25 protein-coding genes and 1 tRNA gene are annotated in these 26072 nt (G+C 45.1%); 12 read left to right on the forward strand and 14 right to left on the reverse strand.

Annotation, left to right across the window (positions count from 1 at the left end; all coding sequences use genetic code 11):
* The first annotated feature begins 5 nt into the window (after window positions 1-5).
* Complete coding sequence (gene tatC, locus DN92_RS00610; RefSeq protein WP_173959430.1) at window positions 6-824, forward strand: twin-arginine translocase subunit TatC; 819 nt, start codon at window positions 6-8, stop codon at window positions 822-824.
* Here the strand turns inward: tatC and DN92_RS00615 are convergent.
* Window positions 809-2320 carry a tetratricopeptide repeat protein gene (locus DN92_RS00615; RefSeq protein WP_173959431.1) on the reverse strand — a complete coding sequence of 504 codons (1512 nt, stop codon included), beginning with the start codon at window positions 2318-2320 and terminating at the stop codon, window positions 809-811. The genes tatC and DN92_RS00615 overlap by 16 nt on opposite strands.
* A 208-nt stretch (window positions 2321-2528) precedes the next feature.
* Between DN92_RS00615 and DN92_RS00620 the strand changes: the two genes are divergently transcribed.
* Window positions 2529-3743, forward strand: coding sequence for a porin (locus DN92_RS00620; protein WP_173959432.1), 1215 nt, complete (start codon window positions 2529-2531; stop codon window positions 3741-3743).
* 91 nt (window positions 3744-3834) lie between these two features.
* Window positions 3835-5508: a tetratricopeptide repeat protein gene (locus tag DN92_RS00625; RefSeq protein WP_173959433.1), complete on the forward strand. Its 1674-nt coding sequence runs from the start codon at window positions 3835-3837 to the stop codon at window positions 5506-5508.
* Window positions 5509-5754: 246 nt separating this feature from the next.
* Here the strand turns inward: DN92_RS00625 and DN92_RS00630 are convergent, their stop codons facing one another.
* Together DN92_RS00630 and mscL are read right to left on the reverse strand one after the other, a co-directional pair.
* Window positions 5755-8055 (reverse strand): tetratricopeptide repeat protein, encoded by a 2301-nt coding sequence (locus DN92_RS00630; RefSeq protein ID WP_173959434.1) that lies wholly within the window; start codon window positions 8053-8055, stop codon window positions 5755-5757.
* A gap of 145 nt (window positions 8056-8200) precedes the next feature.
* Window positions 8201-8623: a large conductance mechanosensitive channel protein MscL gene (gene mscL, locus DN92_RS00635; protein WP_173959435.1), complete on the reverse strand. Its 423-nt coding sequence runs from the start codon at window positions 8621-8623 to the stop codon at window positions 8201-8203.
* Window positions 8624-8760: 137 nt separating this feature from the next.
* Here mscL and petA point away from each other — a divergent pair, with 137 nt between their 5' ends.
* The 7 genes from petA (at window position 8761) to DN92_RS00670 (ending at window position 13486) form a co-directional block, all read left to right on the forward strand.
* Window positions 8761-9363, forward strand: a complete 603-nt coding sequence (gene petA, locus DN92_RS00640; protein WP_173959436.1) for a ubiquinol-cytochrome c reductase iron-sulfur subunit — start codon at window positions 8761-8763, stop codon at window positions 9361-9363.
* Window positions 9364-9373: 10 nt separating this feature from the next.
* On the forward strand, window positions 9374-10774 hold the full coding sequence (locus DN92_RS00645; protein WP_173959437.1) for a cytochrome b: 1401 nt from the start codon (window positions 9374-9376) through the stop codon (window positions 10772-10774).
* A gap of 41 nt (window positions 10775-10815) precedes the next feature.
* Window positions 10816-11589: a cytochrome c1 gene (locus DN92_RS00650; RefSeq protein ID WP_173959438.1), complete on the forward strand. Its 774-nt coding sequence runs from the start codon at window positions 10816-10818 to the stop codon at window positions 11587-11589.
* A gap of 78 nt (window positions 11590-11667) precedes the next feature.
* A complete protein-coding gene (locus DN92_RS00655) occupies window positions 11668-12279 on the forward strand; it encodes a glutathione S-transferase N-terminal domain-containing protein (RefSeq protein WP_173959439.1) in 612 nt (203 codons plus the stop codon).
* A 31-nt stretch (window positions 12280-12310) separates the two neighbouring features.
* Window positions 12311-12712 carry a ClpXP protease specificity-enhancing factor gene (locus DN92_RS00660; RefSeq protein ID WP_173959440.1) on the forward strand — a complete coding sequence of 134 codons (402 nt, stop codon included), beginning with the start codon at window positions 12311-12313 and terminating at the stop codon, window positions 12710-12712.
* An 18-nt stretch (window positions 12713-12730) separates the two neighbouring features.
* A tRNA-Thr gene (locus DN92_RS00665) sits at window positions 12731-12806 on the forward strand.
* A gap of 8 nt (window positions 12807-12814) precedes the next feature.
* The gene (locus DN92_RS00670) at window positions 12815-13486 is read left to right on the forward strand and encodes a DUF5672 family protein (protein WP_173959441.1); all 672 of its coding nucleotides are present in this window, start codon (window positions 12815-12817) and stop codon (window positions 13484-13486) included.
* Between the two features lie 12 nt (window positions 13487-13498).
* Here DN92_RS00670 and DN92_RS00675 read toward each other — a convergent pair whose 3' ends face one another.
* The 6 genes from DN92_RS00675 to hemA all read right to left on the reverse strand — a co-directional run bounded on the left by DN92_RS00675 (window position 13499) and on the right by hemA (window position 19787).
* The gene (locus DN92_RS00675; protein ID WP_173959442.1) at window positions 13499-14818 is read right to left on the reverse strand and encodes an MFS transporter; all 1320 of its coding nucleotides are present in this window, start codon (window positions 14816-14818) and stop codon (window positions 13499-13501) included.
* A gap of 3 nt (window positions 14819-14821) precedes the next feature.
* Complete coding sequence (locus tag DN92_RS00680; RefSeq protein ID WP_173959443.1) at window positions 14822-16096, reverse strand: DNA recombination protein RmuC; 1275 nt, start codon at window positions 16094-16096, stop codon at window positions 14822-14824.
* Window positions 16097-16121: 25 nt separating this feature from the next.
* On the reverse strand, window positions 16122-16430 hold the full coding sequence (grxD, locus tag DN92_RS00685) for a Grx4 family monothiol glutaredoxin (RefSeq protein ID WP_173959444.1): 309 nt from the start codon (window positions 16428-16430) through the stop codon (window positions 16122-16124).
* Window positions 16431-16514: 84 nt separating this feature from the next.
* Window positions 16515-17378, reverse strand: a complete 864-nt coding sequence (gene prmC, locus DN92_RS00690; RefSeq protein ID WP_173959445.1) for a peptide chain release factor N(5)-glutamine methyltransferase — start codon at window positions 17376-17378, stop codon at window positions 16515-16517.
* Between the two features lie 12 nt (window positions 17379-17390).
* Window positions 17391-18470 carry a peptide chain release factor 1 gene (gene prfA, locus DN92_RS00695; RefSeq protein ID WP_173959446.1) on the reverse strand — a complete coding sequence of 360 codons (1080 nt, stop codon included), beginning with the start codon at window positions 18468-18470 and terminating at the stop codon, window positions 17391-17393.
* Window positions 18471-19787: a glutamyl-tRNA reductase gene (gene hemA, locus DN92_RS00700; protein ID WP_173959447.1), complete on the reverse strand. Its 1317-nt coding sequence runs from the start codon at window positions 19785-19787 to the stop codon at window positions 18471-18473.
* A 42-nt stretch (window positions 19788-19829) separates the two neighbouring features.
* On the opposite strand from hemA, the gene DN92_RS00705 reads away from it, so the two are divergent.
* Window positions 19830-20087, forward strand: coding sequence for a GlsB/YeaQ/YmgE family stress response membrane protein (locus DN92_RS00705; protein ID WP_173959448.1), 258 nt, complete (start codon window positions 19830-19832; stop codon window positions 20085-20087).
* Window positions 20088-20095: 8 nt separating this feature from the next.
* On the opposite strand, the gene DN92_RS10715 is transcribed toward DN92_RS00705, so the two are convergent.
* From DN92_RS10715 to DN92_RS00730, 5 genes are read right to left on the reverse strand one after another with little or no spacing between them, the layout of a single operon-like run.
* A complete protein-coding gene (locus DN92_RS10715) occupies window positions 20096-20275 on the reverse strand; it encodes an antitoxin MazE-like protein (RefSeq protein ID WP_173959449.1) in 180 nt (59 codons plus the stop codon).
* Between the two features lie 27 nt (window positions 20276-20302).
* Window positions 20303-21076, reverse strand: coding sequence for a uracil-DNA glycosylase (locus DN92_RS00715; protein WP_173959450.1), 774 nt, complete (start codon window positions 21074-21076; stop codon window positions 20303-20305).
* Window positions 21076-22857 (reverse strand): M61 family metallopeptidase, encoded by a 1782-nt coding sequence (locus DN92_RS00720; RefSeq protein ID WP_173959451.1) that lies wholly within the window; start codon window positions 22855-22857, stop codon window positions 21076-21078. Before DN92_RS00720 ends, DN92_RS00715 begins: the two co-directional genes overlap by 1 nt.
* Window positions 22858-22866: 9 nt before the next feature.
* Entirely contained in the window at window positions 22867-23586 is a 720-nt protein-coding gene (locus DN92_RS00725; protein ID WP_173959452.1) for a DsbC family protein, read from the reverse strand.
* The gene (locus DN92_RS00730) at window positions 23579-24853 is read right to left on the reverse strand and encodes an FAD-dependent monooxygenase (protein ID WP_173959453.1); all 1275 of its coding nucleotides are present in this window, start codon (window positions 24851-24853) and stop codon (window positions 23579-23581) included. Before DN92_RS00730 ends, DN92_RS00725 begins: the two co-directional genes overlap by 8 nt.
* A gap of 39 nt (window positions 24854-24892) precedes the next feature.
* On the opposite strand from DN92_RS00730, the gene ychF reads away from it, so the two are divergent.
* Entirely contained in the window at window positions 24893-25987 is a 1095-nt protein-coding gene (gene ychF, locus DN92_RS00735; RefSeq protein WP_173959454.1) for a redox-regulated ATPase YchF, read from the forward strand.
* Window positions 25988-26072: the final 85 nt, after the last annotated feature.

Here is a 26072-nt window from a genome sequence, read left to right on the forward strand (position 1 = left end):
CGCGCATGACTGAAAACAATTCATCAGAAGATTCGGGCTTACAAGAATCTTTCCTATCTCATTTGTATGAGCTGCGGGATCGTATTATTAAATCGGTCATAGCCATCATTGCGGTGTTTGTTTGCCTGGTGTACTGGGCCCCAGATATTTTTCATTTATTTTCACAGCCACTACTAGACTCATTGCCCTCAGGTGGAAAAATGATTGTGACGGATGTCACTGGATCATTCTTTGTGCCCATGAAGGTCACGATGTTGGTTGCTTTCATCATTGCTCTGCCGGTAGTGATGTATCAGCTTTGGGCATTTATTGCTCCTGGCTTATATCAACATGAGCGCAAGCTAATCGTGCCCTTAGTGGTGAGTAGCTACAGCCTCTTTTTATTTGGAATGGCGTTCGCTTACTTTTTGGTATTTCCTACTGTTTTTGAATTCATGGCCAGTTATAACGCACCACTGGGTGCGGAAATGTCCACTGACATCGATAAGTATCTAAGCTTTGCGATGAACACCTTCCTGGCATTTGGACTTACTTTTGAAGTTCCAGTTGTCGTCGTTGTCTTGGTTCGGATGGGTATGGTTTCTCTAGAAAAGCTCAGAGAGATTCGCCCTTATGTAATTGTGGGTGCCTTTGTGATCTCTGCTGTCGTGACGCCACCCGATGTGCTTTCTCAATTACTGCTGGCGATCCCAATGACTCTTCTCTATGAGTTAGGCTTACTAATAGCCCGCTTCTATGTGCCGAAGCCCTCTGACGACGACACAAAAGAGGCTGAGCCTAAAGATGCTGAATCTAAGGGTGCCGACCCTCAAGCAAGCGCTTGATCGTGTGAGAAGGTGGCTTTGAGCCACTCTGTTACCCGATCAAATCGATAGCGTCTTTGCCGTAAATTACCCTCTAGATCAGATTCACTGCCTGCAAATGCTTTTCCAGCGGCGAGTAAAGAGCGACGCTGCAAAGTGGTGTCAATCTGAATCAATCGAGGCAGGATCTTTGGCAACTCGTGACGAATATCTACAACGACGCAATGTTCATGCTGCAGTTGTCCCACCTCGCACAGTAACAGCTCGGCTTTGCTCAAGTTAAATTGATTGGCGATGACGAGTCTGTGACAGAGCAAGATCCACTCTTCTTCCAATTGATGTTCTGCATGATGATTTAATGCTTTCTCTGCATAAGTGGCCAGCTCATACCAATCGTTATTCTTTGGGCTAGACGCATTCTCTAAAACCTTCCCAAGCAGTTCCTTCGCTTCAGGCACGTCTTGTTGTTGGGCTTGCCAGATCCAATAGGAAGCTTGCAGTCCTCGAACCGGTTCTTCAATTTTTTCGCGCTTACGCCAGAGGTTCGCACCTCTTCTAAATTGAGCAACAGGATGACCTAGATCTGCTGCCCGATCGAAACATCGATCACTTTCAGCGGCGTTGTATCCAGAAAACTGCGGGCGACGATAAATCTCCCCTAAAGCAAACCAAGCATCCCTGTCACCATCTTTTGCTGCGAGCTCTAGCCAATAGGCAGCTTTCTTGAGGGAGGCGTTGGATTTACCGCCAAGACCATTCGAAGGGGTTTTTTTATTATTAGCTTGATCACTTAGTTGATCACTTAGTCGAACATTTAGCCGATCATTTAGTTGCGCAAGTCGTAAACCCAGCGTGAGCTTGGCGATGGTCAGACCAAGTTCCGCAGCTTGCATTAGTGCCGTTTCATTTTGTTCCGAAATCCAGGCATTCCATAAAGAGGAGAGGGCTTCATCCTTGGGCTGCAACTTAATCAGTAGCTCTTTGGCTGGATTGGTAAAGCTCGATTCTGTCTCAGCCAGATTGATAAGAAATTCTTTGGCAGTATTTCGCAGCAATGAGAAATCCACACCACCCTCATGCCTTGCAAGCCATGTAGCCAGCTCAGACTGCAGATCATGTTTATCGGGATCCAGCAGCAGATCTGCAAGTTGCCATTGCGCAACGTCACTAGCTGATGAATTGGCTTTTGCTAGCTCCCAAAATGATTTCCAGCCAAACATAAAAGCAGGGGAATTGAACGTTGCAGCCAATGGAACCGCTGATATTTGCTCAAGTATCTCCAGAATGAGTGGGGAGGGCGCGCCTGAAGAAGTGATTTCGGTATCACTTGAGCTTGTATTTATAAGTAATTGATTTTGAATGGATAAATAGGCTTTTTCTAGCCAAATCAGTGCATTAGAGGGTTGAATCGGGGTTTTAAAAGCCCCACTCAGATACGCTGAAGCCAAATTTTGTTGCGCAGAAACATCACCAAGACGGGCGGTTTGGAGGATTTTTAAGAATTCGCGGCTTGCCATATGACAATTTTGGCATCTCAGGCCCTAAAAAGACAGAAATCAAAGCCCTTGTTGCCCTGATACAACGAAGAAAGCCAAAAAACTGCCTTTCCACAAGCAAAAACAGCCTCTAAATACCCTGACCCCCAGTCTAGCAAGGCAAAACAAGCAAAATTCGTAAGTCCCAATTTTATTTGGGCATTACTTTCAATTTATGGAGATTTAAAGAATGAAAAAATCGCTATTAGCAGTTGCAGCAATCGGCGCATTTGCGTCAGCAGCTCAAGCTCAGTCATCAGTAACCGTATACGGTATTTTGGACGTTGGTTACATCGGCGGTAATGTACGTGGTACTACTGGTTCAGGTCCTTCAAAAGGTACTTACAGCAACATCGGCTCTTCTGCTGAGTCCACAAGCCGTTTAGGTTTCCGTGGAACTGAAGATTTGGGCGGCGGTATGTCTGCATTCTTCACATTAGAAACAGGTATTCAACCAACTAACGCAACTGCGTCAACATTTAACAACCGTCAAACTTTTGTTGGTTTAAAAGACAACAAAATCGGTGCCATTTCTTTCGGTACACAGTACACACCAATCCACTCTGCTGTAGCAGTTACTTCTGCTAACCAACAGAACAACATGGTTGGCGATGCAATCTACCCAATCGCTCCTGCAAACAACGGCAACCAAGGCGTTGGCCAATTTGCATCAACAAGCAATACTGATTCATACACCATTCGTACAGCAAACATGGTTAAGTTGCAGTCAAATAACGTTGCTGGTTTTGTAGGTACTGCTTTCTACACAGCTAACAACCAAGATACAACTGTGCGTAGTTCAACTTCAGGTGGTAACAACAACCAAAACGGTTGGGGTGTTGGCGTTAACTACACATGGCAGAAACTCTTGGTAACTGCTAACTACCAATCATTGAATTCACGTCAGACAGCAACTGGTACAGTTACAACATTTGCTCCTGCTACTGCTTCTACAAACACTGGCACTACTTCTACATTAAATGCTGCTGGTATCTGGTCAAACGCAACTGGTGGTTCAAACGTTCGTGATAACCAAATGTACTTTGCTGCTACTTACGACTTTGGTATCTTGAAGGCCTACGGTCAGTACATCAACCGTAAAGCAACTTCACAGTTGACTTCAAACGACTATTTGTCACGTACTGCACAGCAGATCGGTGTTCGTAGCTTCATTACACCAAAGATCGAAGGTTGGGCATCAGCAGGTACAGGTCGTTATGACTCATTCGGTCCAGCAAATCCAACAGTTAACTTCACAGCGTATCAGTTGGGTGCTAACTACTGGTTGAGCAAGCGTACAAACTTGTACACAATCTTTGGTTCAACACAGCAATCAAGTGCAAGCGGAAATCAGCCAAGCATTGGTGCGAATAACTACGCCGCTGGCGTACGTCACACTTTCTAATTTGATGCTAGCGTAAGCTAGTAAAAATTAGTTTGGCATTAAATGAACCTACTGTAGAAATACAGTAGGTTTTTTTATTATTTTTGGGTGTATGGATAGTCAAAACACAATTAATACATTGATTGAATTGGCCGAAAAAAATATTCGTGATGGTTCAGTGCAATTTGCTCATACGCTTCTATTGCAATGCTTAGATATTGATCCTGAGAGTATTAGGGCAAATGAGTTACTTGCTGATCTTGCTCTAAATGAGGGCAATATAGGCTTAGCCATCAAAAGATTGGAGAATGCATGTGTACATGAAATGGCCTCAGCAGAATCCTTGCATAAACTCGCATCTTGTTATTTCAGTATTGGCGACATTCAGCATTCGATCGAGGCACTTGAAAGATCTCTGATAAAAAAAGAGTCTTTTGAAGTGCTACATGATCTCGGGGTCACTTTATCGTTGGCCGGAAGACATGAAGATGGAATAGAGAGGTTGGAACAGGCTGTTGCTATAAAGCAGGTGCCTGAAGCCTATTACAACATCGGCAGGATATGTGATGAGCTAAGACTCTATGACAAGGGAGCTGCTGCCTATCAAATGGCACTCAAGCTCAACCCAGATTTTGTAGAGGCTTGGGTTAACTTTGGTGTGGTGATGTATGAGCAAGGGCGCCTTGATGATGCATTATTTGCATATAGCCAAGCCCTGAAGATAAATCCTAATTTTTTAGATGCCTTGTTAAACCGTGGAAATGCGTTGTATAGGCAGCAGAGATTTTCCGAATCTATAGATGCTTATGATGCAGCCATTGCAATTGATGGTAATTTTGCTGATGCGCACTTCAATAAATCAATGCCATTATTGTTACTTGGTGATTTTCAATCTGGGTTTGACGAATATGAGTGGAGGCTTCAATGTCCCTCATTACAAGAGACGGCTAGGGGCATCCATCGGCCAACTTGGCATGGCGAGGTCCTGAGAGGTAAGACAATCCTACTTTACAGTGAACAGGGATATGGGGATTCGATTCAATTTTGCCGTTATGTAAAGTTGGTTTCTGAATTAGGGGCGAAGGTCATTCTGGAGGTTCAAGAACCCTTGGTAAGTTTGCTCTCAAACCTAGAGGGAGTGTCTCAGGTCTTTGTAAAGGGGGAGATACCGCCCAATCATGACTATCAATGTGCGCTCTTAAGTCTTCCAAGAATATTCAAAACGACTATCGATACTATATCCAGCCCTGGAAAATATATTGAGTGCGATTCTAGGCTAGCGACTCAATGGCAGAAGAGGTTAGGCACTAGAGTAAGGCCAAGAATCGGTATAGCCTGGAGGGGCAATAGAAAGCACTTAAATGATGGCAATCGCAATATTCTTGTAGGTGACTTATTGAGGTCATTGCCTAAGAATTTTGATTACGTTTCTTTGCAAAAAGAAATGATTGATGAGGATGAAATTGCGCTCAGAGATTACCCTCATCTCCTTCGATTTGAGGCGGATCTACAAAGTTTTAGTGATACCGCTGCATTGATTAACTGTTTAGATCTGGTGATTACGGTAGATACCAGCATTGCACATTTAAGTTGCGCGCTAGGAAAGACTACCTATATATTGCTTTCAAGTCCCCCTGATTGGCGCTGGCTACTAGAGCGTAGTGATAGTCCTTGGTATAGCAGTGCAAAGCTTTATAGGCAGAAAGTCCTGAATGACTGGAATGGTGTTCTCAGTGAGATTCAGGAGGATATTCAAATAGCTTTTGAATCCAAACATCTGAAGTAACCTTAAAATTAAATTAAGCATCAATTAATGCTGGCATCGTTAGCGTGAGTAAGTTGGAGTAATGGCCTGTAAAAAGTTACTTTCTGGAGCTTCCACTCAATAAGACAACATTTTCTGATGCAGGTGGTACTTGTAGACCATCAATTGTGCGGACCCGATTAACCACCTCAACGATTTGATGCTAGCTTCGGCTAGTTTCGCACTGAGAATTGAAATGCCACCCTTCGAGGTAGTATTTTTTATGTCCTAAGGTGATGTAAATATGTGGCTTACAGGCTCGTTATTTTCATACCGTCGCTGCATTTCTATCAAGAGTGATTCAAGGTTGAATGCAAATAACTTAGTATTAAAAAGCGGTGAAATTGGAAGATGGGATGCTAGCTTCTCTTTTAGAAAAATTACTTTACTTGGATTGTTTCCGAGATGAATTGCAAGCTCTTCATATTCTTGAAAATTATTGGTGATGAGCTCAGGCAGGCTTAAAGTTGTGAGTAAGCTACTCGCTACTCTTGCTGGAAAACTATCCCCCAATATCGTGATTAGAGGTAATCCAGACTTTAAAGAATCAATTGCTGTAGTGTGGGCATTGAACGGATGCGTATCTAAAAATAGGTCAGCAAGCTGATGCCTCCCTAGATGATCCGATATGAACTCCATTCGCTTGGCAAAAATAATGCGGCTTGACTCGACACCATATTGAGCAAACTCTGCTATTAAATTCTGCTGAAATGTTAAATTATTTTCCGAGAGCCACAAAACGCTACCTGCTACGGCATTGAGGATATTTGACCAAGTCTGAATGACATGGGTGTTCAATTTATAGCTGTTGTTAAAGCAGCAGAACACAAAGGCGTTCTCGGGCAGGCCAAACTCTTCTCTTGACGCGGGTGATGCTGACGGTAGCCTTTTTGAATCATCCACCATATAGCAGTGAGGCAGGTAAGCAATCTTTTCTGTAAAAAAAATCCTTGCTTGCTCGGGAATAACAATCTTGTCTGCAATGATGTAATCAAAGGAGTTGGTTCCAAGACTTCCTGGGTAGCCAAGATAATTTACTTGTATTGGCGCAGCGCGAAATTTAAAGATATCAATCCTCGCTCCTTCAGTGTAGCCACCCAGATCAATCGCAATATCAATACCTAGATTTCTACAAAATTCTGCAATTTCAAGGTCTGATTTATCTTCAACATCAATAAAATGATCAAACGCATTTTCAAGACGTTTCCGTATAGCATCATGTCCATTCACTTTTGCTAAAGAAATGGCATAAGTCTCGAATTTATCTCTGTTGTGAAGTTCAAAAAGTTCTGCAGTCAAATGGGACACGGGGTGGTTTTTAAAATCAGCAGAGATGTAAGCTAGCTTAATTTTTCCATTACCAATGAGTCTATTTTTTCTTGTAATTACTAATTCCTGAATATGTGCATTTGTCTTTGCCCAAATACTTGCAGCTTGCAGGTGCGCAGATGGTGAGTCGATAAGAGACATGATTCCAAAGGGCGCTGTAACACGCTTGCTCTCAGCAAGCGCTTGAATAAGACTCGTAGTTTCTTTCTCTATATTATTTCGGTCACCAATCAGCATCTTTATATTGAGTTTTGAGCCCAACAGGAAGTCAATATTAGGATTGATTTGATGCGCTTTGTTATAGCTTTTAAGAGACTCAGAAAGCCGCTTTAGTTTTAAATAGGCCAGCCCCTTATTTGAGTAAGCCTCTGCCTGCATAGGGTCCAAAGCAAGGGCTTTATCAAAATAACTAATCGCATCTTCCAGTCGATTCAGTTCATTCAATGCGCTACCAATGTTTGATAGTGCTTCGCATGATTTCAAATCTATTTTTAAAATTTCTTCAGCAATTAGAATCGCATCTTCATATCTTTTAGACTCAAAGAGCGCTTGTCCCTTGGCTAGGAGCAGGGTGATATCGAGTGAGTTTAGTAAATACGCCTTGTCTAGATAGCTTAGGCTTTCTGGATATTGTTTTTTTACTAAAAAACTTAAGCCTATATTTAAAATTGCAAGGTAGTTATTAGGCTCGTATTTCAGTACGCTAGAAAACTCAAGTAATGCTTCATCGATCAAATTCATCCTACGTGAGGCGATACCTTTATTCAGAGAGGCCTCTACGTGCTGAGGATTGAGCTCCATAGCCTCGTTAAAAGCACCTAGTGCACCCTCATTTTTCCCTAAGATAGAGAGAGTTTTTCCATAATTAATCCAAGCATCTACATTTAAGGGGGCAAGCTTTACTGCTCTTTCATGATGGGGTAATGACTCAAGGTGCTCATTGCAATCGGCCAATGCTTTTGCAAGGTTGTAACGAGTTGAGAAATTGTTGGGGTTAATCTGGACTGCTTTCTTGAGATATTTTGCAGCTTCTAGATGATCCCCAGAAGTGGCTTTAATTAGCCCCAAAATTTCAAAAGCTGGAAGATTGTTCTTTTGCGCCTTAAGTACTTTTAGTAGCGTCTCTTCCGCTTCGGCAATAAAACCGTTTTGATACAGGCTAATGGCCTCACCGATGAGTTCTTGGATTTTGGTGCTCATAACATTTCACATTGATATTAAAAATAATGGAGCCGTCTGGTTTACAGCCCTGTGCGTTTCTAGATCCCCTAGTGCCCGTTGGACTTTTAGTTATTTAGGGGCGGGCAGATTGGTAAAATTAGATAAAAGTGATGATTTTTAAGACTTACTTTTTCAGACTATCCCGAATTTCTCTCAATAAGACAACATCTTCGGGAACTGGAGGTGCCGGTGGGACGTCAATAGTGCGCACTCTATTGACCACTTTGACCATCTGGAAGATGACAAACGCCAATAGAATGAAGTTAATGGAGATGGTGATGAAATTCCCATAGGCAAAAATGGGTATGCCTGCCTTTTTAAGGGCATCAAAAGTTCTGGGGACCCCTTCAGGAATGCTGCCAAGTACTAAGAAAAGGTTGGTAAAGTCAATATGACCCCCCAGCAGAGTTGAAATCACCGGCATAACAATGTCATTCACCAGCGAATCCACAATCTTCCCAAATGCCCCGCCAATAATGACGCCTACTGCCAAATCAATGGCATTGCCCTTAACTGCGAAGTCCCGAAATTCCTTTAAAACACTCACAAATGTTCCCCTTGTTCTTTAAATGCGTGCTAAACCTGGATTATCTCCATATCCTTCCACTTAACTCTACTTTTTACTTTAAAATCCCAGCTTCAAGCAAATCTGACCTATAAATGTTCTTTCAAGGAATTTTGTAAATGAGTAACAAGTCTAGTACGGATAAAGAGCGACGTAAATGGTTGATTGCCACTTCAGCAGTCGGCGGTGCTGGTGCAGCAGCAGCTTTATATCCTTTTGTTGATAGTTTTCAACCTTCTGAGCGTGCCAAGGCCGCCGGAGCTGCTGTTGAGATTGATATTTCTGGTATGCAGCCTGATGAGATGCGTATGGTGGAGTGGCGCGGTAAGCCTGTATGGGTTGTACGCCGTACGCCTGAGCAGGTAGCTGAACTCTCGAAGATTGACGCAGAATTAGCAGACCCTGATTCTTTAAGGGATCCAGCCCTATACACCCCTCCCTATGCCCAGAATCAATGGCGCTCCATTAAACCTGAATACATGGTTGTAGTTGGTATTTGTACACACCTAGGTTGCTCCCCTACGCCTAAGTTTGAAGCAGGCGCTCAACCTTCCTTACCAAATACATGGCCAGGTGGTTTCTTATGCCCATGTCATGGTTCAACATTTGATTTGGCGGGTCGTGTATACAAAAATAAACCAGCGCCAGACAATATGGAAGTCCCACCACATATGTATCTGACCGAAACTACGATTTTGGTTGGCGAAGATAAGAAGGCCTAAGGAGATATAAATGGCATTTCACGAAAAAGTACTTCCAGCTGATGCATCAGCTCCTCAGAGGGTGATGGCGTGGGTTGATTCGCGTCTACCGGTTACCGCCGCATTCAAGAAGCATATGAGTGAATACTATGCGCCTAAAAACCTGAATTTCTTTTACATCTTTGGTGCCCTAGCCATCGTTGTTTTAGCGATTCAAATTATTACTGGTATTTTCTTGACAATGAACTACAAGCCAGACGCTGCTAAGGCATTTGAGTCTGTCGAGTACATCATGCGTGAAGTACCATTTGGGTGGGTGATTCGGTATATGCACTCGACCGGCGCCTCGATGTTCTTCGTAGTGGTTTACATGCATATGTTCCGTGGCTTAATTTACGGCTCCTATCGTAAGCCACGTGAACTCATTTGGATCTTCGGATGTGCGATTTTCCTAGCCTTAATGGGTGAAGCGTTCTTTGGATACCTGCTTCCATGGGGTCAAATGTCTTATTGGGGTGCCCAAGTTATTGTGAACTTGTTCTCTGCAATCCCCTTGATCGGTCCAGACCTGTCCTTATGGTTGCGTGGCGACTATGTAGTTGGTGATGCGACCTTAAACCGTTTCTTTGCATTCCATGTCATCGCTATTCCATTGGTGTTGATTGGTTTGGTTGCGGCACATATTTTGGCGCTCCATGAAGTGGGTTCTAACAATCCAGACGGTGTTGAGATTAAGAATACAGTTGACGAAAAAGGTATTCCATTGGATGGGATACCTTTCCACCCGTTTTACAGCGTCCATGACGTCATGTACCTCGGCGGTTTCTTGATCATTTTTGCATCGATTGTTTTCTTTGCGCCAGAGATGGGTGGGTATTTCTTGGAGGCGAATAACTTTATTCCGGCTAACCCATTCGTTACTCCAACGCACATTGCACCCGTTTGGTATTTCACACCGTTCTACTCGATGTTGCGTGCAACTACCTCAAGCTTCCTCTTGCCGTTGTGGATTTTCTTGGCAGTAGTTTTGGGAATGTTTGCTCTCAAGTCCAGCGATATCAAAGTCAAGGGCGCATGTGCGGCTATTGCTTTGGTTCTGGCTGCTGGCTTCTTCCTATTTGATGCCAAGTTCTGGGGTGTTGTGATCATGGGTGGTTCTGTTGTGATTCTGTTCTTCTTGCCTTGGTTGGATCATTCCCCAGTGAAATCGATTCGCTATCGCCCACAGTTCCATAAATATATTTATGGTGTGTTCATTGTGAGCTTTGTAGTTTTGGGTTACTTGGGTATTCAGCCACCAACACCATTATTTGAAAAGATTTCTCAGATTTGTACTATTTATTATCTGGGCTTCTTCTTGGCAATGCCGTTCTGGAGCAAGCTTGGTACGTTCAAGCCAGTTCCAACACGCGTTACTTTTGCAGCTCATTAACTAACGCTCAGTACATTGGTAAAGAGAAACTAGGAACTAGTATGAAACGAATTCTGTACACTTTGATGAGCGTCTGCCAAGCGACAGCTCTGCTTACTGCACTTACTTTTGGTTTAACTGCAAATGCGAGTGAGGGCGGCTTCCCACTGGATACCGCACCCAATCGCGTGAGCAATGATGCTTCTTTACAAAACGGCGCCAAGATTTTTGTGAACTATTGCTTGAACTGCCATGCAGCCTCAAGCATGCGCTACAACCGCCTACGTGACATTGGTCTGACTGATCAGCAAATCAAAGATAACTTGATTTTTACTGATGCTAAGGTTGGCGATCTGATGACCATTTCGATGTCAGCGAAAGACGGAAAAGCTTACTTTGGTAAAACTCCTCCAGATCTCTCGGTAGAAGCACGTGCACGTGGAACGGACTGGCTATATACCTACTTCCGTACTTTTTACAAAGACGACACTACCCAGACTGGTTGGAATAACTTGGTTTACCCGAACGTTGGTATGCCGCATGTTTTATGGCAACTACAAGGCGAGCGTGCCGCCAAGTTTGAAGAGCGACAAGATCCACACGATGCAAGTCGTGTAGAGAAAAAATTCGTTGGTTTTGAGCAGTTAACACCTGGGACTATGAAATCTCAGGAGTATGACGACAACATCGCTGATTTAGTTGCATTCATGTCCTGGATGGCTGAACCAGTTCAGCTTCAGCGTAAGCGTCTTGGTGTTGTAGTGTTGCTCTTCTTGGCAATCTTCACCCTGTTAGCATGGCGCTTGAACAAGGCTTATTGGAAAGACGTCCACTAAGTCATGCCTGCAATTGATTTAAAGCCGCTTTAGTTTTGCGTTTGTAGTATTGAAGTAGATATTTAAGGAAATCAATTTATGATGGTGTTGTACTCGGGCACAAATTGCCCATTCTCGCAACGCTGCCGTCTGGTGCTTTTTGAAAAAGGCATGGACTTTGAAATCCGTGATGTGGACTTGTTTAACAAGCCAGAAGACATCTCGGTAATGAACCCTTATGGCCAAGTGCCTATCTTGGTCGAGCGCGACTTAATTTTGTATGAATCAAACATCATCAATGAATACATTGATGAGCGTTTTCCTCATCCACAGTTGATGCCGCCTGATCCTGTTGCACGTGCACGTGCTCGTCTCTTCCTCTTCAATTTTGAGAAAGAGTTATTTGTACACGTGTCTGCTTTGGAAAATGAAAAAGGTAAGCCAGCTGAAAAGACTCATGAAAAAGCGCGTTTGGCTATTCGTGATCGCCTAACTCAGCTAGCCCCAATTTTTGTGAAGAATAAGTACATGTTGGGTGAAGAGTTCTCCATGCTGGATGTCGCAATCGCTCCTTTATTGTGGCGTTTGGAGCATTACGGCATCGACCTTTCGCGCAATGCAGCCCCTCTCTTGAAGTACGCTGAGCGTATTTTCAGTAGACCTGCTTATATCGAGGCTTTGACTCCATCAGAAAAGGTAATGCGTCGCTAAGCGGCTCATTACTCAGGCTGGCAAGATAAGCATGTCTGACATCCCAAGTAATAAACCTTACCTAATCCGTGCCCTACACCAGTGGTGCACGGATTTTGGCTTTACGCCCTTCATGGCGGTCTTTGTAGATTCCAGCGTTGAGGTTCCTATGGAGTTTGTGAAGAATGATGAAATCGTTCTCAATCTCTCTATAGAGGCCTGCCATCAACTCAATTTAGATAATGACTGGATTAGCTTTCAGGCAAGATTTGGCGGGGTCCCTAGGAAAATTATGGTTCCCGTGACTCACGTGCTTGCAATCTATGCCAGGGAAAATGGTCAGGGAATGTCCTTTCCTTTTGATGCAGGCAAGGCCAATAAACCCAAAGAAATGAATCCCAGTGATGATGAAAAGCCAAAAGCCACCAGACCATCCTTGACGATTGTGAAATAGGTTAAAATGTTTTCCGTTGCCCCTTTAGCTCATCTGGTAGAGCAACTGATTTGTAATCAGTAGGTGGTCTGTTCGAGTCGGACAAGGGGCACCATCAATTTCATGCTACACCTCCCCAACATCACCTTATTAGCTGTTAGTTCTGTTGATCTAGCTGGCACTGATCTTGCTTTGCAGATATCTTCCCACGATATTGAATTTGGTGCTATTAAGTTTTTATCATCCGAAGACTGGTCTCCATCCAATCCAAAGATTGAAATGGTAAAAATTCCAAAGCTTGATATTGTTGGCTACAGCAAGTTTATTCTTTGCGATCTTTACAGGCATGTTGAAACTCAATACTGTCTTGTTGTTCAGTCTGATGGCTTTGTTCTCAATGCGAGTAAGTGGAATCCCACTTTTCTTGGATACGATTACATCGGAGCTCCATGGCCAATGGATTTGAAGTTACAGCCTGGTGATATTGCCTTAGATTTGAGTGCAAATACTGTGGGTAATGGCGGTTTTTCTTTGAGAAGTAAAAGGCTATTGGAGGCAACATCAAACATTGCCTTTGATGATTTATCTTTTCCCACGAAATCCGAGGATTTAATTTTGTGCCATTATCTACTCCAAGATATGCTGAAAGCCGGAGTTAAATTTCCCAATCCAGAGCTGGCCGCTCAGTTTTCTATTGAATCTCCATCCGCTACTTACGGGCAGAATCCATCAACTTGTTTTGGATTTCATGGAAAAGAGCTGAGGGATTTGATCTTTGCCAACGTGCAAGGTTAAGTTGAACGAGGGTTATCGATCAAGTCTTACCGCTTTTGTCTCTGGTAAGTAAAGTAATGCTAAAACTGCCCCACTCGCTAAGAAAATAGTCGGATACCAAAGTCCTGCAATAGTACTTGCCCATTGTTGGTTGAGCCAGGTAACGATTAAGGGAAGTAGGCCTCCAATCCATCCAGCCGCCAAGTTATGCGGAAGAGTGGCCGCGCTATTTCTAGTCTTTGCCGGAAAAAGTTCTGCAAGGAGTGCCGTTTGCGGACCTACTACTAGTGCCAGTATTGCTGATAAGCCAATTAAGACGAGGGCTATTAATAATGTGGACTCGCCATTGCTTTGTAAGAAATGAAACGCCGGCAAGATCAGCGTCGCCCCTAAAATCAAACCGCTAACCACCACAGGCTTTCTGCCAATTTTGTCCGAGAGCCATCCAGCAAAGATGGTCAATGGTAGTAGTGCAACCGTTGCATACACACTCAATTGATCTACTAATTGGGGTGCTAATTTAACTGAGGTCTTAAGAAAGATTGAGGTGTAGACCTGCACACAGAAAAACATTACTGCACCACCAGCAGAGATACAGAAGAAAAGTAGAAACATTCTTTTTCTGGTTTCTGGATCCTTCAGATTATCTCGAAGTGGATGCTTGGATTGTGTTGCTGATTTACTGAGCTGCAGATAAACCGGTGTTTCTTCTAGAGCCATTCTGGCTTTGAATGCGATTACTAGCAGAATCAGTGAAATCCAAAACGGCACACGCCAACCCCAAGATAAAAATTCCTCAGGGCTGAGGTAGCTTTGTAGTACAGCAATCTGTAGTGTTGAAACTAGTATGCCTAAAGGCCCCATTAATTGCAGGAAGCTGGTCTTAAAGCCGCGATTAGATTCGCCCGCATGCTCTGTCAGGTAGACAGCGCTACCGCCAATTTCGCCGCCTGCTGATAGACCCTGTAAGAGCCTCAGACTCACCAGCAGAATAGGTGCCCAGATGCCGACTTGCGCATAGGTTGGTAAAAAACCTACGCAGACTGTAGCAAAACCCATTAAAGCGATTGTGATCATAAAGACGGGGCGACGACCGATCCGATCACCAATGCTCCCAAAAATAGCAGCTCCAATGGGTCTCACCACCATACCAACCCCAAAGGTGGCGAGGCTAGCTAATAGAGCGGTACTGGGATCGCTAGAAGGAAAGAAAAGGGGGCCAAAAACTACTGCCAGAGTGGCAAAGGTCAAAAAGTCATACCACTCTAAAAAAGTTCCAAAACAGGCTGCAACAGCCACTTTTCTGTAGGAATGCGATGAAGCCTGTGTTTCTGATACGTGAGTGGCAGTCAATTGTTATTCCGAGTCTGTGGATGACTCAATCAAAGGCGATGATAAATTTTTGCTGGGTTTGACCCCAAGCTCGCGAACCTTCTCCGCCGTACGAATCAGATTGCCTTTGCCTGACTTGAGCTTATTGAAGGCATCGTGATAGCTAGTTTGGGCTTGATCCAATCGTTGTCCTAACTTTTCAAGATCATCCACAAAGCCAACAAACTTGTCATAGAGCGTACCGCATTGCTTTGCAATTTCTAGTGCATTGCGATTTTGGTGGTCTTGCCTCCAAAGATGGGCGACAGTGCGAAGAGTAGCCATCAAAGTGCTTGGGCATACCAGCACAATATTTTTCGCTAGAGCTTCTTGGTAGAGGTTGGGAGCAGTCTTTAGGGCCAATAAAAAGGCGGGCTCAATGGGTACAAACATCAACACAAAGTCCACCGAGCCAGTGCCATACAGCGAGCTATAGTTCTTGCCTGAGAGTCCTTGTATGTGCTGACGTAGCGATTGGATATGTGCAGCTAGCTCTTGTTCCGCAACTACAGGGTCTGAGGCTTCAGCGTGACGGGAGTAAGCGGTAATAGAGACCTTGCTATCGACCACCAAGCTTCTGCCTTCGGGTAACTTGACCACAACGTCTGGCTGAAGGCGTGAGCCATCGGTCTGAGTATGGCTGTCCTGTACGAGGTATTCTTCGCCCTTACGAAGGCCTGAGGATTCTAGAATCGATTCCAAAACAAGTTCGCCCCAATTGCCTTGAACCTTTGAGTCACCCTTCAGCGCCTGGGTAAGTGAGCGGGTTTCATCTGACATACGCAGATTAAGACTAGCTAGACGCTCGATTTCACTCTTGAGGGCAAATCGCTCACGCGCTTCATTGCCATAGGAAGTGTTGACCTGTTCTTTGAATTCAGTCAACTTAGTTTGTAGCGGCTTCAGAAGTGCATCTAAGTTGGCTACGTTCTGCTCGGTAAAGCGCTTTGATTTATCTTCTAGAATTTCATTGGCTAAATTCTTAAACTGGCTAGTGAGCGCCTCTTTGGCTTCATTGAGGGATTCAATTCTGCCAAGACCTTGTTTGCGCTCAGAGTCTAACTCAGCCTCAAGGCGGATCGCATGTTGTAATGCTTGGTCCCGTTCATCGCGAAGGCTGATGACTAAAGCAGCTTCAGTCAAGTTTTGTTGTTCTACGCGTTGTAGTGCAGAGCGTAAATTGAGTGCATAAACAAAAAGGCCTGCACATACACCTAATGGCAGGCCAAACAGAAGCAGGGAGCTTAAGTCAAAAGTCACAGATGCGAGCTAAGAATTTCTACAATCAAGCTTGAACAATTTTTTTCAATTCACCACTTTGAAACATCTCTGTCATGATGTCTGAGCCACCAATGAACTCACCATTGATATAAAGCTGAGGAATAGTTGGCCAATTGGCGAATTGTTTAATGCCTTGACGAATTTCTTCATCCTCTAGAACGTTAACGGTATGTAGGTTCTCAACACCGCTTGCACGCAAAATGTTGATTGCATTGCCGGAGAAGCCGCACTGTGGAAACTGGGCGTTGCCCTTCATAAACAATACAACGGGGTGACTAGAAACGATTGCTTGAATTTTTGCTTGGGTATCCATAATTTTTCCTAAATTGATTCTGTAAGGCAATGTTGATTTGATGCTGCTGATGTGGCTAATTTTAAAGCTATCTGGAGAAAAGGGTTAACTCCCTTGGCAGGTTTTGGGATCTTTTCGTCCCGTGACTACACGGCAGTGACCGGCTAAATCGAGATGCGCCTGAATATCGATTAAATGGGCATGCTGCATGAGTTCCACAACGGCTTCAGACTGATCAAAGCCGTGCTCTACAGCGATTAAACCACCAGACCTCAAGTGTTGATCTGCCCCAGAAATAATCATCGCTAGGCAGCTCAAACCACTGGCGTAATCAGTGAGGGCTGAAGCAGGTTCAAATCGGAGGTCCCCTTGAGTGAGATGGGGGTCTAGATTGGCGATATAGGGCGGGTTGCTGACAATGACATCAAAATGCTGCTGACCTATTGCCTCATACCAGCTACCTTGTGCAAATTCGACTTGCTGGCTTAAATTAAGCAATTGGGCATTGTGTTTGGCAATGGCTAGAGCCTCACCTGATTGATCCGTTGCAATGACTGTGGCGAGCGATGCTTCACTTGCAATAGCGAGTGCAATAGCGCCAGAGCCAGTACCTAGATCCAATACGCTTGTGGGTTGTTTGGATTTAGCAATTTCAGCAAGGACAATATCGACCAGTAGCTCAGTTTCGGGGCGGGGGATGAGCACGCCGGGAGCCACCAATAACTCAATATTGTGAAACCCCTTTTTTCCTAAAATATAGGCTACGGGCTCACCATTAGCTCTTCTCGATATGAAAGATTCCCATTCGATAGCTGCTGCTTCATTTAACACCATGTCATCGCGAGACAGCAATGCTGAGCGAGGTAGTTGGTAGTGCTTTTCTAGAATATGTGCCAGCAAGATGCGAGCTTCATTTGTTGGTAATGGGCAAGCACTCAGTAAGAGGCGTAAAGATTTGCTAGTACTCATCTTTAGGCGAAATTAATTGTCGCCCAAAGCAGCCAAAAGCTCAGCTTGATGCTCTGACGCTAGGGCATTGCAAAGATCATCAATATCACCATCCATCATGGCATCAATTTTATAGAGCGTCAGGTTGATTCGGTGGTCGGTAATACGACCTTGTGGAAAGTTATACGTACGAATGCGATCACTGCGATCCCCGGTACCCACCAAAGACTTTCTGGTTTGAGCTTCTAACTGATGCTTCTCGCGTTCACGTGCATCCATGATGCGAGATACCAGCACCTTCATCGCCTGTTCGCGATTGCGATGCTGGCTTCGATCATCTTGACATTCAACTACTGTGCCGGTCGGTAAGTGGGTAATGCGGACCGCAGAATCAGTTTTATTAATATGCTGGCCACCAGCACCCGAAGCCCTAAATGTATCAATACGCAGCTCAGCGGGATTAATTTTGACCGCCTCCAATTCATCAGCTTCGGGCATTACTGCTACTGTACAAGCCGAAGTATGAATACGTCCCTGAGTTTCTGTTTGGGGTACGCGTTGCACGCGATGCCCACCCGATTCGAATTTAAGTCGCGAGTAAACCGATTGACCCACTAAGCGAAGTACCACTTCTTTGTAGCCACCAAGATCAGACTCAGCAGCATTGACGACTTCTACCTTCCAGCCTTGACGCTCAGCAAAGCGGGTATACATTCTGAGGAGGTCGCTGGCAAAGAGGGCGCTTTCATCGCCGCCGGTACCCGCACGAATCTCTAAGAAGACATTACGCTCATCGTTAACATCTTTTGGCAGTAATAGTTTCTGTAGGGTAGCTTCAAGCTCTTCCATAGTGGCTTGGGCCTGCTTTTGCTCCTCGTCCGCAAAGTCTTTCATCTCCGGGTCTTTGCGCATCTCTTCGGCTGCTTGTACATCCGCCTCTGCTTGCTTATACAGACCAAACTTTTCTACGACCGTCGCAATATCAGAATGCTCACGGGTGAGTTTCCGATAATTATCCATGTCCTTGGTGGACTCTTCGGTAGTTAATAAGGAATTGAGTTCGGCTAAGCGTGTATCTAGATGGTCTAGCTTAGCCCGCATGCTGGGCTTCATCTAATGGTCTTCTGGCTTGGAGTGTGAGGCGAATAATTTGGGAAGCAACTTAATCAGGGCGTCACGCTCAGCGCCATTGGAATGTTGTAAAGCATGTAATGAGCCATGTAAGAACTTATTGGTTAAGCCTTGCGCCATAGCATTCAGAACTTCTTGAGGATCATCGCCACGCATTAGTCGTTTCATGGCGCGATCGAGTTCGAGCTGTCGGAGATGCTCACCTTGTTGCTGAATATCCTGAATAAGTGGCACAGTCTTGCGGCCTTGCATCCAGTGCATAAAATTGCCCACACGATCTTCAATAATGGCCTCTGCTTGACTGACGGCAGCTTGACGTAAAGAGGCTCCTGTTTGAATCATCACACCCAAATCATCTACCGTATAGAGATAAACGTCATCTAGCCGAGAGATTTGTTGCTCGAAGTCACGTGGAACTGCTAAGTCAATCATCACCATCGGTTTATGGCGACGTTGCTTTAATGCACTTTCCACCATACCAAGACCAATGATAGGCAGCGAAGAGGCGGTACTTGAAATAATGATGTCAAATTCATGTAATCGGGAAGGGAGCTCAGAAAGCTTAAATGATTCTGCCTCAACATTCTGAATCGAAATCGAGTCTGCCAATTCTTGTCCACGTTCAATTGTGCGATTGGCAATCGCAACGCTTTTAGGTTTTTGCGCTACAAAATGCGTTGCACACAAGGCGATCATTTCACCTGCGCCAATAAACAATATGCGTTGATCAGCAATCTTTTCAAAGATACGTTCGCTTAGACGAACTGAGGCAGCTGCCATGGAGATAGAGTGCGCCCCAATTTCAGTTGATCCACGAACCTCCTTGGCAACAGCAAACGTTTTTTGAAAGAGCTGATTGAGATAGGTGCCTAAGACACCCGCATCATTGGCAGTGCGTACAGCATCTTTCATCTGACCCAAGATTTGGGTTTCACCAATCACCATGGAATCTAAGCCACAGGCTACTCTAAAAGCATGACGCACTGCATCCGACTGCGGCAGTGAATAAATATGGGGCTCTAAACTGCTAGGGGCTAATTGTTGTGTTTTGGCTAACCAGTCAAAAGTAGCCTCATGCAAGAGGCTGGCTGCCTCTGCATCATTAGCGGCGCAATAGAGCTCGGTACGATTGCAGGTAGATAGAATGGTGGCCTCAGGCAGCCCGGCCTGATTCGCGCCAACGAGATGTTGGCGAAGATCGTGCAACGCTTCTTGAAGAAATTCAGGGTCAAAGGCGACTTTTTCCCGAATGGCGACCGGCGCTGTGTGATGATTGATGCCGAGTGTCAACAACTTCATAGTGGTGATTATAGATTTGATGGCAACAACAAGGGGGCAGCAATGGGGTTTTTAGCTTTTCTGGTGATCGGCGGCTTATGTGGCGTATTTGCCTGGGTTTTTTACCCAGGACAGCGCAAATCCAAGCCCAATTTAGTAAAACCCCTGTTAGCCATCCTGTTGGGCTTTATAGCTGCTCTAGCCAGCTCATACCTGGGGCAAGTCCTTGGGTTCTTCCAACCAGGTCAGATGCTGGAATGGCTGAGCGCCATTTTGGCGTCTTGTCTAGCGGGGAGTCTTTACGCTGGCTTAAATAAATAAGTCATTTGTTACTGGCGTTCTTCAAGATCTAGAAGGGCTTGGTCCAGAAAATTCGTTAAATCACTATTAGAGCGGTCAGCAAGGGTAGCCAATGCAGATTGGTATCGGCATTCTTCTGTAAATTCGATTGAATTTACTCCGGGGTTTAAAGCGATCTTTGGCAGATTTGAGGACATGTTTGGTCGCATATTAACTCTAGATTTTAGTATCTTGGGTTAGCCAGTTAGGGTGAACAGGTCTTTATCCGTAGAGCGGGTAGGCTTATCAACCCATTCAACCGGAGAGTGTAGGTGTGTAATTAACCACTTATTGGCCTTCGTAAAATGCCCGCAACTGGCTTTGCCGCCGGGCTGTAAAAAGGGTTGATCTGTCTTATAGACCCCAAGCCCCGATGGGTGGGAGGATTGCAGAATCAATTGATCGGCTCCAGCCTCAATGAGTGGAAGCTTAGATTGGGCATGACCGCCCCACAATAGCCAAACTAAATGTGGTCGATGTTTAGCTAGGGAACCAATCAATCTATCTATGAGCGATTTCCAGCCCAGGCTGGTATGGCTGCCAGCTTCACCTAATTTGACGCTGAGCGCAGTATTGAGTAGCAGAACGCCTTGATCAGCCCAGCAATGAAGATTACCGTTGGGAAGGGCGCCAAAACCTTCTAAAGCGAGTGCTTTACTAATGTTGCGCAATGAACTGGGAAATGCTCGGGCATTGGTCGGAATATTTTCAGGAATCGAAAAGGCCAGTCCCTGAGCAAGTCCTGGGGAGTGATACGGATCTTGTCCCAAAATGACGACCTTGACTTTGGCTACCGGCGTCAGCGCTAACGCTTTGAAAAAGTTCTGGGGCTCAGGGCAAATCTTCGCCACATTTTGATCCAGCTCAGCCCTCAGATTGGTCTGCAACTCTTGCCATTGTGGAGACTCAAAATAGTCACCCAGCAGGGCGCGCCAATCCTCGGGAATATCTGCAGCGGAAAACGAATACATTACTCAGTTGGGGTGAGTGTGTACTGGGTTGGAATTTGCCCATTTTCTAATACGGTCATGCACTCATGCTCTAGGTCATCTCGGTAAAAGCAAATCTGAATTACTGTTCCTGAGCCCAAGCTGGACAACACGGTATCCCAGCGGGTAGCCGTAACACGTTCACCGTTGATGCTAGCCAAAAGATCGCCGGCGGCTAGACCCGCTAATTGCGCAGCGCCACCATCCAGAACATGCGTGATCTTTAACCAGCCGTTGTGATCGCTATGACGTAGACCGAATTGCGATTTAATTTTTTCAAGCTTCGTCTGAGATTTTGGTTTGACGGTAATAGAGCTCGGCAACCATTTCTGAATGGGAATATCTTCTATACCAAAAACGTAGCGAGACTTAAATTCATTCCAGGTTTTTGTAAAGCCGCCGCCAAGCACTTCAAAAATAATGGCATCCAAGCCATCCTCGGCGATACCCTCATGCGTAACGCCATGTTTTTGCCAGATGGCTCGCATCAGATCATCAAGGGATTGATTGTTGTTAGTAGACGCACGAATTTTTAGATCTAAGCCCAGTGCAAGCAATGCACCCTTGCCGTAGTAACTCACCACCGCATTCGGCGTATTTTCATCGGCTTGGTAGTATTTGGTCCAAGCATCAAACGAGCTATCCGCAAGGCTTTGTTTTAGTCTCCCTGGGCCGCGCAAAACACCATTCCAATTATTGGCGACGAGCTTGAGATAGGTTTTGAGGTCAACACACTTACTGCGCAAGAGTTGTAGATCATCGTAGTAGCTGGTGAAGCCTTCAAACAACCACAGTAATTGGGTATGGTTTCTGCGATCAAGTTGATAAGGTTGAAATGCTTTCGGTTGTATACGCTTGATGAGCCATGCATGAAAATATTCATGGCTACAAAGCCCGAGAAATTCACGATAAGCAGTTTCATCTAAAGGGGTATTCATTTGGGGAAGCTGATCACGTCGGCAAAGTAAGGCGGTACTATTGCGATGCTCGAGTCCACCATATCCAGCAAGAACAGCATTGACCAAAAATAAATAATTTTGGAAAGGGGCTGATTTGGTCTGGGGTTCAAATAAATTAATCGTGCAAGTGCAAATTGCTTGAAGATCGGTCGCTAAACGCTCAAGATCAACTTCATGAACGCAGCCTTGAATGGCCATGCTATGGGATACGCCATTCGATTTCCAATGCGCCATCTGAAACTCACCCATGGCGATTGGATGATCCAGTAAATCATCATAGTTTTTGGCTAAATAAAATCCGTAACCTTGACTATCCACTTTTACCGGACGCTGACTAGTCTGAGCGGTCCATTGACTGGCAGAGGCATCTTTTGGAGGAACCAAGATCAGCGCGCAAGGTAAAGACTCTTGGCCTTTGACTGCTAGACATAAGCTGCTGGGGTTAATGAATGCACGTTCAGTATCGAGATAGGCAGCACGCACAGAAGAATCAAATGCATACACCGTTGTCAGAATGTCTACAGGTCCAGCAACTTTGGGTAGGCGCCACTGATCGTTGTCAATGCGCTCTAGTACGAGTGCTTCATGAGGATTTTCTACCGCAAAGGCCTCAATAGTTTCTATTTGCTTACTAAAGTCTCGAATCAAATAGCTGCCCGGAATCCATGCAGGCATTTGCAAAACCTGACCATTGGGTAATGGATTTTCAATGTGTAACTTCACATGAAAACGGTGGCCACGAAGGTCTGCTGCCCAAATGGTGTATTGGATTGTAGGTAGATCGGAGGTGGTTAGTTTTTTCATAGGGGATTTTTATTGCTTCAGGCTGCTCAATTTCTTCTCAATGTCGGTGATTTGTGCTGCACCAGGAAAACGGCTGCCATCCGTAAAGAAAATAGTAGGTGTACCTGTAATGCCATAGGTTTTGGCAAATGCCATATTTTTATCTAGCGGGGTGGTGCAGTCACTTTTTCCGCTGGGTGCAATACCGTTAATCATCCAGTCAATATAGGTTTTTTGTGGATCAGCAGAGCACCAAATTTGTTTAGACTTTTGTGCAGAGTCAGGCGACAAAATAGGAATGAGATAGGTATAGATAGTGACGTTATCTAATTGCTGTAATGATTTATCCAAGCGCTTACAGTAGCCGCAATTGGGGTCGGAGAAAACAGCCAGCTGACGACTACCATTGCCACGTACTGCCTTTAATGCATTGGCTGGGTTGAGCTCAGACCATTTGATTCGATTGAGATCCGCCTGTTTTTGCTCAGTCAGATTTTTCCCAGTAGCAATCTCAATGATGTCACCCTGAATTAAGTATTTACTATTGGTATCGGTATAAAAAACCTCATTGCCAACCAATACTTCGTAGACGCCAGCGATAGGTGAAGGAGAAACACTTTTGATTTTGGCATTTGAGCCTAACTTCTTTTGCAGATCGGATCGGATTTGTTGTTCTGATTGCGCGTGAATCGTTCCAATAGAAAGGGCAAGGAGGCTAACGAAGGCTACAGTAAAAAAAAGTTTATTCAAAATCAATATCTCCTAGGGCGCGTTCAATTAAGCGCCGTTTAATAAAGTGACTGCGATTGACCATGCCTAAACCCCAATTCCGTAATTGCTTTTCAGGACCGCTATTGGTTGAAAATAGTTTCTTGAGCTTGTCTGTCACCCAGAGAAGTGCGCTGGTATCACCTTGACGTTGACGCTCGTAACGACGTAACAAGACTTGATCATTTGGCAGCCTGAAGGATTCTCGTTTACCTAGAATATTGAGTAGCGTTGCCACATCCCTCAAGCCCAAGTTTAGGCCTTGTCCTGCTAAAGGATGGATTACATGGACAGCATCGCCAATGAGGACTACCTTAGGATTTGCTTCTGGACCAATAAAACGACTTGCACGAATTTTTCTGAGCGGAAATGTAGCAGGTGTGGAGTTGAGAGTAAGTGCTCCAAGTTGCTCGCCTATTGCGCCATTCGCAATTGAGGAAAACTGTTGAGCCCATCCCGCCGGATCTAGTTTTACAAGTGCTGCAGCATTTTCTGGTGAGGTTGACCAAACCATCGAGACTTGCTTGTTTGGTAGTGGGAGCATCGCCACAATATCGCCGCCCGGCAGAAACCACTGGTAAGCAGTTTCTAAATGGGCATGAGTGCAAATCCAGTTAGCAACCACGGCGTTTTGCGAGTAGCTTTCCTCTTGAATTGAAATACCTAGCTCGGAGCGAATCGGTGAGTTAGCACCATCAGCAGCGATGACTAATTGAGCCTGTATGACTGAGCCATTCTTGAGGTGCAGGATTGTTCCAGTGGCATTTACTTCAATATGCTCTACTGCATCAGTGATCCGCTCCAGTTTATTTTGAAAGCGTGCAGCTTGATCTAAGGTGTGCTCAATCACATTCGATTCGCCAATCCAGGCTAACTGGGGTACCCCGGCTTCAAAAGCGGAAAGGTGCAATTGGTCATGTTGCTCTGCGCGATCGCCAAAAATTCTCATGTCTCTTACTGCCTGCATGCGATTGTGTTCAATGGCATCCCATACCTGCAAATGGGCGAGTAATTTCTGGGTGCCAGGAGAAAAGGCATAAATCCGCTGACCCCATTCATTGCCTTGGGGAGCGGGGACGGTCTCAGACAAGTCGGGGGCAATTTGGATTGTTTGCAGTCCGAGTTGGGCCAGGCCTAGGGCGCAAGCCTTGCCGACAATGCCGGCACCCACAACTACAACATCAACTGCCCGTACTGGAGAGGTATTTTTCGGCAATTGAGCCGGCATATTTTGGTGAACTTCTGACATATCTCGATGATATCGAAACTAGCCCTTTACAATACGGCTATGTCTTTGAAATGTGGCATCGTCGGCCTGCCTAACGTCGGCAAATCTACCCTCTTTAACGCGCTTACCAAGGCTGGGATCGCGGCGGAAAACTATCCTTTCTGCACGATCGAGCCTAATGTGGGTGTGGTTGAGGTTCCTGACCCCCGTCTTGCCGCTTTGGCTGAGATAGTGAAGCCTGAGCGCATCCTGCCCGCAGCCGTCGAATTTGTCGACATTGCTGGCTTGGTGGCTGGAGCCTCCAAAGGCGAAGGCTTAGGAAATCAATTTTTAGCAAATATTCGGGAAACTGACGCGATTACCCATGTGGTACGTTGTTTCGAGGACGCTAACGTTATTCACGTGGCCGGAAAAATTGACCCAATCTCCGATATTGAGGTGATTGATACCGAGCTTGCCTTATCTGACCTAACTACCGTTGAAAAAACACTTCAGCGCTCTAGTAAAGCGGCTAAATCTGGAAATGACAAAGATGCTGCAGCCTTGGTAGCTGTGCTGTCGAAGGTGCAAGCCCATTTAGATCAGGCTCAACCAGTGCGCAGTATGAAGCTCACAGATGATGAGCATCTGCTCTTAAAGCCACTGTGCTTAATTACAGCAAAGCCAGCGATGTATATCGCCAACGTTAAAGAAGATGGCTTTACAAACAACCCCCATTTAGAGGCAGTTATCCAGCATGCAGCAAAAGAAGGTGCTCCTGTAGTGGCTGTCTGCGCTGCGATCGAGGCAGAAATCGCTGATTTAGACGATGCTGACAAAGTCGAGTTCTTGGCTGATCTGGGTATGGAAGAGTCTGGCTTGGATCGTGTGATTCGTGCAGGCTATAAATTATTGGGCTTGCAAACCTACTTTACGGCCGGCGTTAAAGAAGTGCGTGCCTGGACAATTCACCAGGGCGATACCGCCCCTCAGGCAGCCGGAGTAATTCATACTGACTTTGAGCGCGGCTTTATTCGTGCGCAAACGATTGCTTATGAGGACTTTGTGCAGTTTAAAGGTGAGGCTGGTGCCAAAGAGGCTGGCAAGATGCGCGCTGAAGGTAAAGAGTACGTTGTTAAAGATGGGGATGTCTTGAACTTCTTGTTCAACGTCTAAATTGGATCCTCAAAATGATAAAAGCCCTTATTAATTAAGGGCTTTTTTCTGCCTATCAAGTGCCAAGGTTCAGCGCAGAAGTTGA

The organism is Polynucleobacter arcticus, assembly GCF_013307205.1.
Lineage (GTDB): Bacteria > Pseudomonadota > Gammaproteobacteria > Burkholderiales > Burkholderiaceae > Polynucleobacter > Polynucleobacter arcticus.

Bases quoted from the DNA above. Each gene is read 5' to 3' on its own strand.
- DN92_RS00660 (WP_173959440.1), top strand. From the start codon at position 12,311: ATGTCTGACATCCCAAGTAATAAACCTTACCTAATCCGTGCCCTACAC.
- prfA (WP_173959446.1), bottom strand. From the start codon at position 18,470: ATGAAGCCCAGCATGCGGGCTAAGCTAGACCATCTAGATACACGCTTA.
- DN92_RS00615 (WP_173959431.1), bottom strand. From the start codon at position 2,320: ATGGCAAGCCGCGAATTCTTAAAAATCCTCCAAACCGCCCGTCTTGGT.
- DN92_RS00730 (WP_173959453.1), bottom strand. From the start codon at position 24,853: ATGTCAGAAGTTCACCAAAATATGCCGGCTCAATTGCCGAAAAATACC.
- hemA (WP_173959447.1), bottom strand. From the start codon at position 19,787: ATGAAGTTGTTGACACTCGGCATCAATCATCACACAGCGCCGGTCGCC.
- DN92_RS10715 (WP_173959449.1), bottom strand. From the start codon at position 20,275: ATGCGACCAAACATGTCCTCAAATCTGCCAAAGATCGCTTTAAACCCC.
- grxD (WP_173959444.1), bottom strand. From the start codon at position 16,430: ATGGATACCCAAGCAAAAATTCAAGCAATCGTTTCTAGTCACCCCGTT.
- DN92_RS00655 (WP_173959439.1), top strand. From the start codon at position 11,668: ATGATGGTGTTGTACTCGGGCACAAATTGCCCATTCTCGCAACGCTGC.
- petA (WP_173959436.1), top strand. From the start codon at position 8,761: ATGAGTAACAAGTCTAGTACGGATAAAGAGCGACGTAAATGGTTGATT.
- DN92_RS00650 (WP_173959438.1), top strand. From the start codon at position 10,816: ATGAAACGAATTCTGTACACTTTGATGAGCGTCTGCCAAGCGACAGCT.
- ychF (WP_173959454.1), top strand. From the start codon at position 24,893: ATGTCTTTGAAATGTGGCATCGTCGGCCTGCCTAACGTCGGCAAATCT.
- DN92_RS00620 (WP_173959432.1), top strand. From the start codon at position 2,529: ATGAAAAAATCGCTATTAGCAGTTGCAGCAATCGGCGCATTTGCGTCA.
- DN92_RS00720 (WP_173959451.1), bottom strand. From the start codon at position 22,857: ATGAAAAAACTAACCACCTCCGATCTACCTACAATCCAATACACCATT.
- DN92_RS00715 (WP_173959450.1), bottom strand. From the start codon at position 21,076: ATGTATTCGTTTTCCGCTGCAGATATTCCCGAGGATTGGCGCGCCCTG.
- tatC (WP_173959430.1), top strand. From the start codon at position 6: ATGACTGAAAACAATTCATCAGAAGATTCGGGCTTACAAGAATCTTTC.
- DN92_RS00705 (WP_173959448.1), top strand. From the start codon at position 19,830: ATGGGGTTTTTAGCTTTTCTGGTGATCGGCGGCTTATGTGGCGTATTT.
- DN92_RS00630 (WP_173959434.1), bottom strand. From the start codon at position 8,055: ATGAGCACCAAAATCCAAGAACTCATCGGTGAGGCCATTAGCCTGTAT.
- DN92_RS00625 (WP_173959433.1), top strand. From the start codon at position 3,835: ATGGATAGTCAAAACACAATTAATACATTGATTGAATTGGCCGAAAAA.
- DN92_RS00645 (WP_173959437.1), top strand. From the start codon at position 9,374: ATGGCATTTCACGAAAAAGTACTTCCAGCTGATGCATCAGCTCCTCAG.
- DN92_RS00670 (WP_173959441.1), top strand. From the start codon at position 12,815: ATGCTACACCTCCCCAACATCACCTTATTAGCTGTTAGTTCTGTTGAT.
- prmC (WP_173959445.1), bottom strand. From the start codon at position 17,378: ATGAGTACTAGCAAATCTTTACGCCTCTTACTGAGTGCTTGCCCATTA.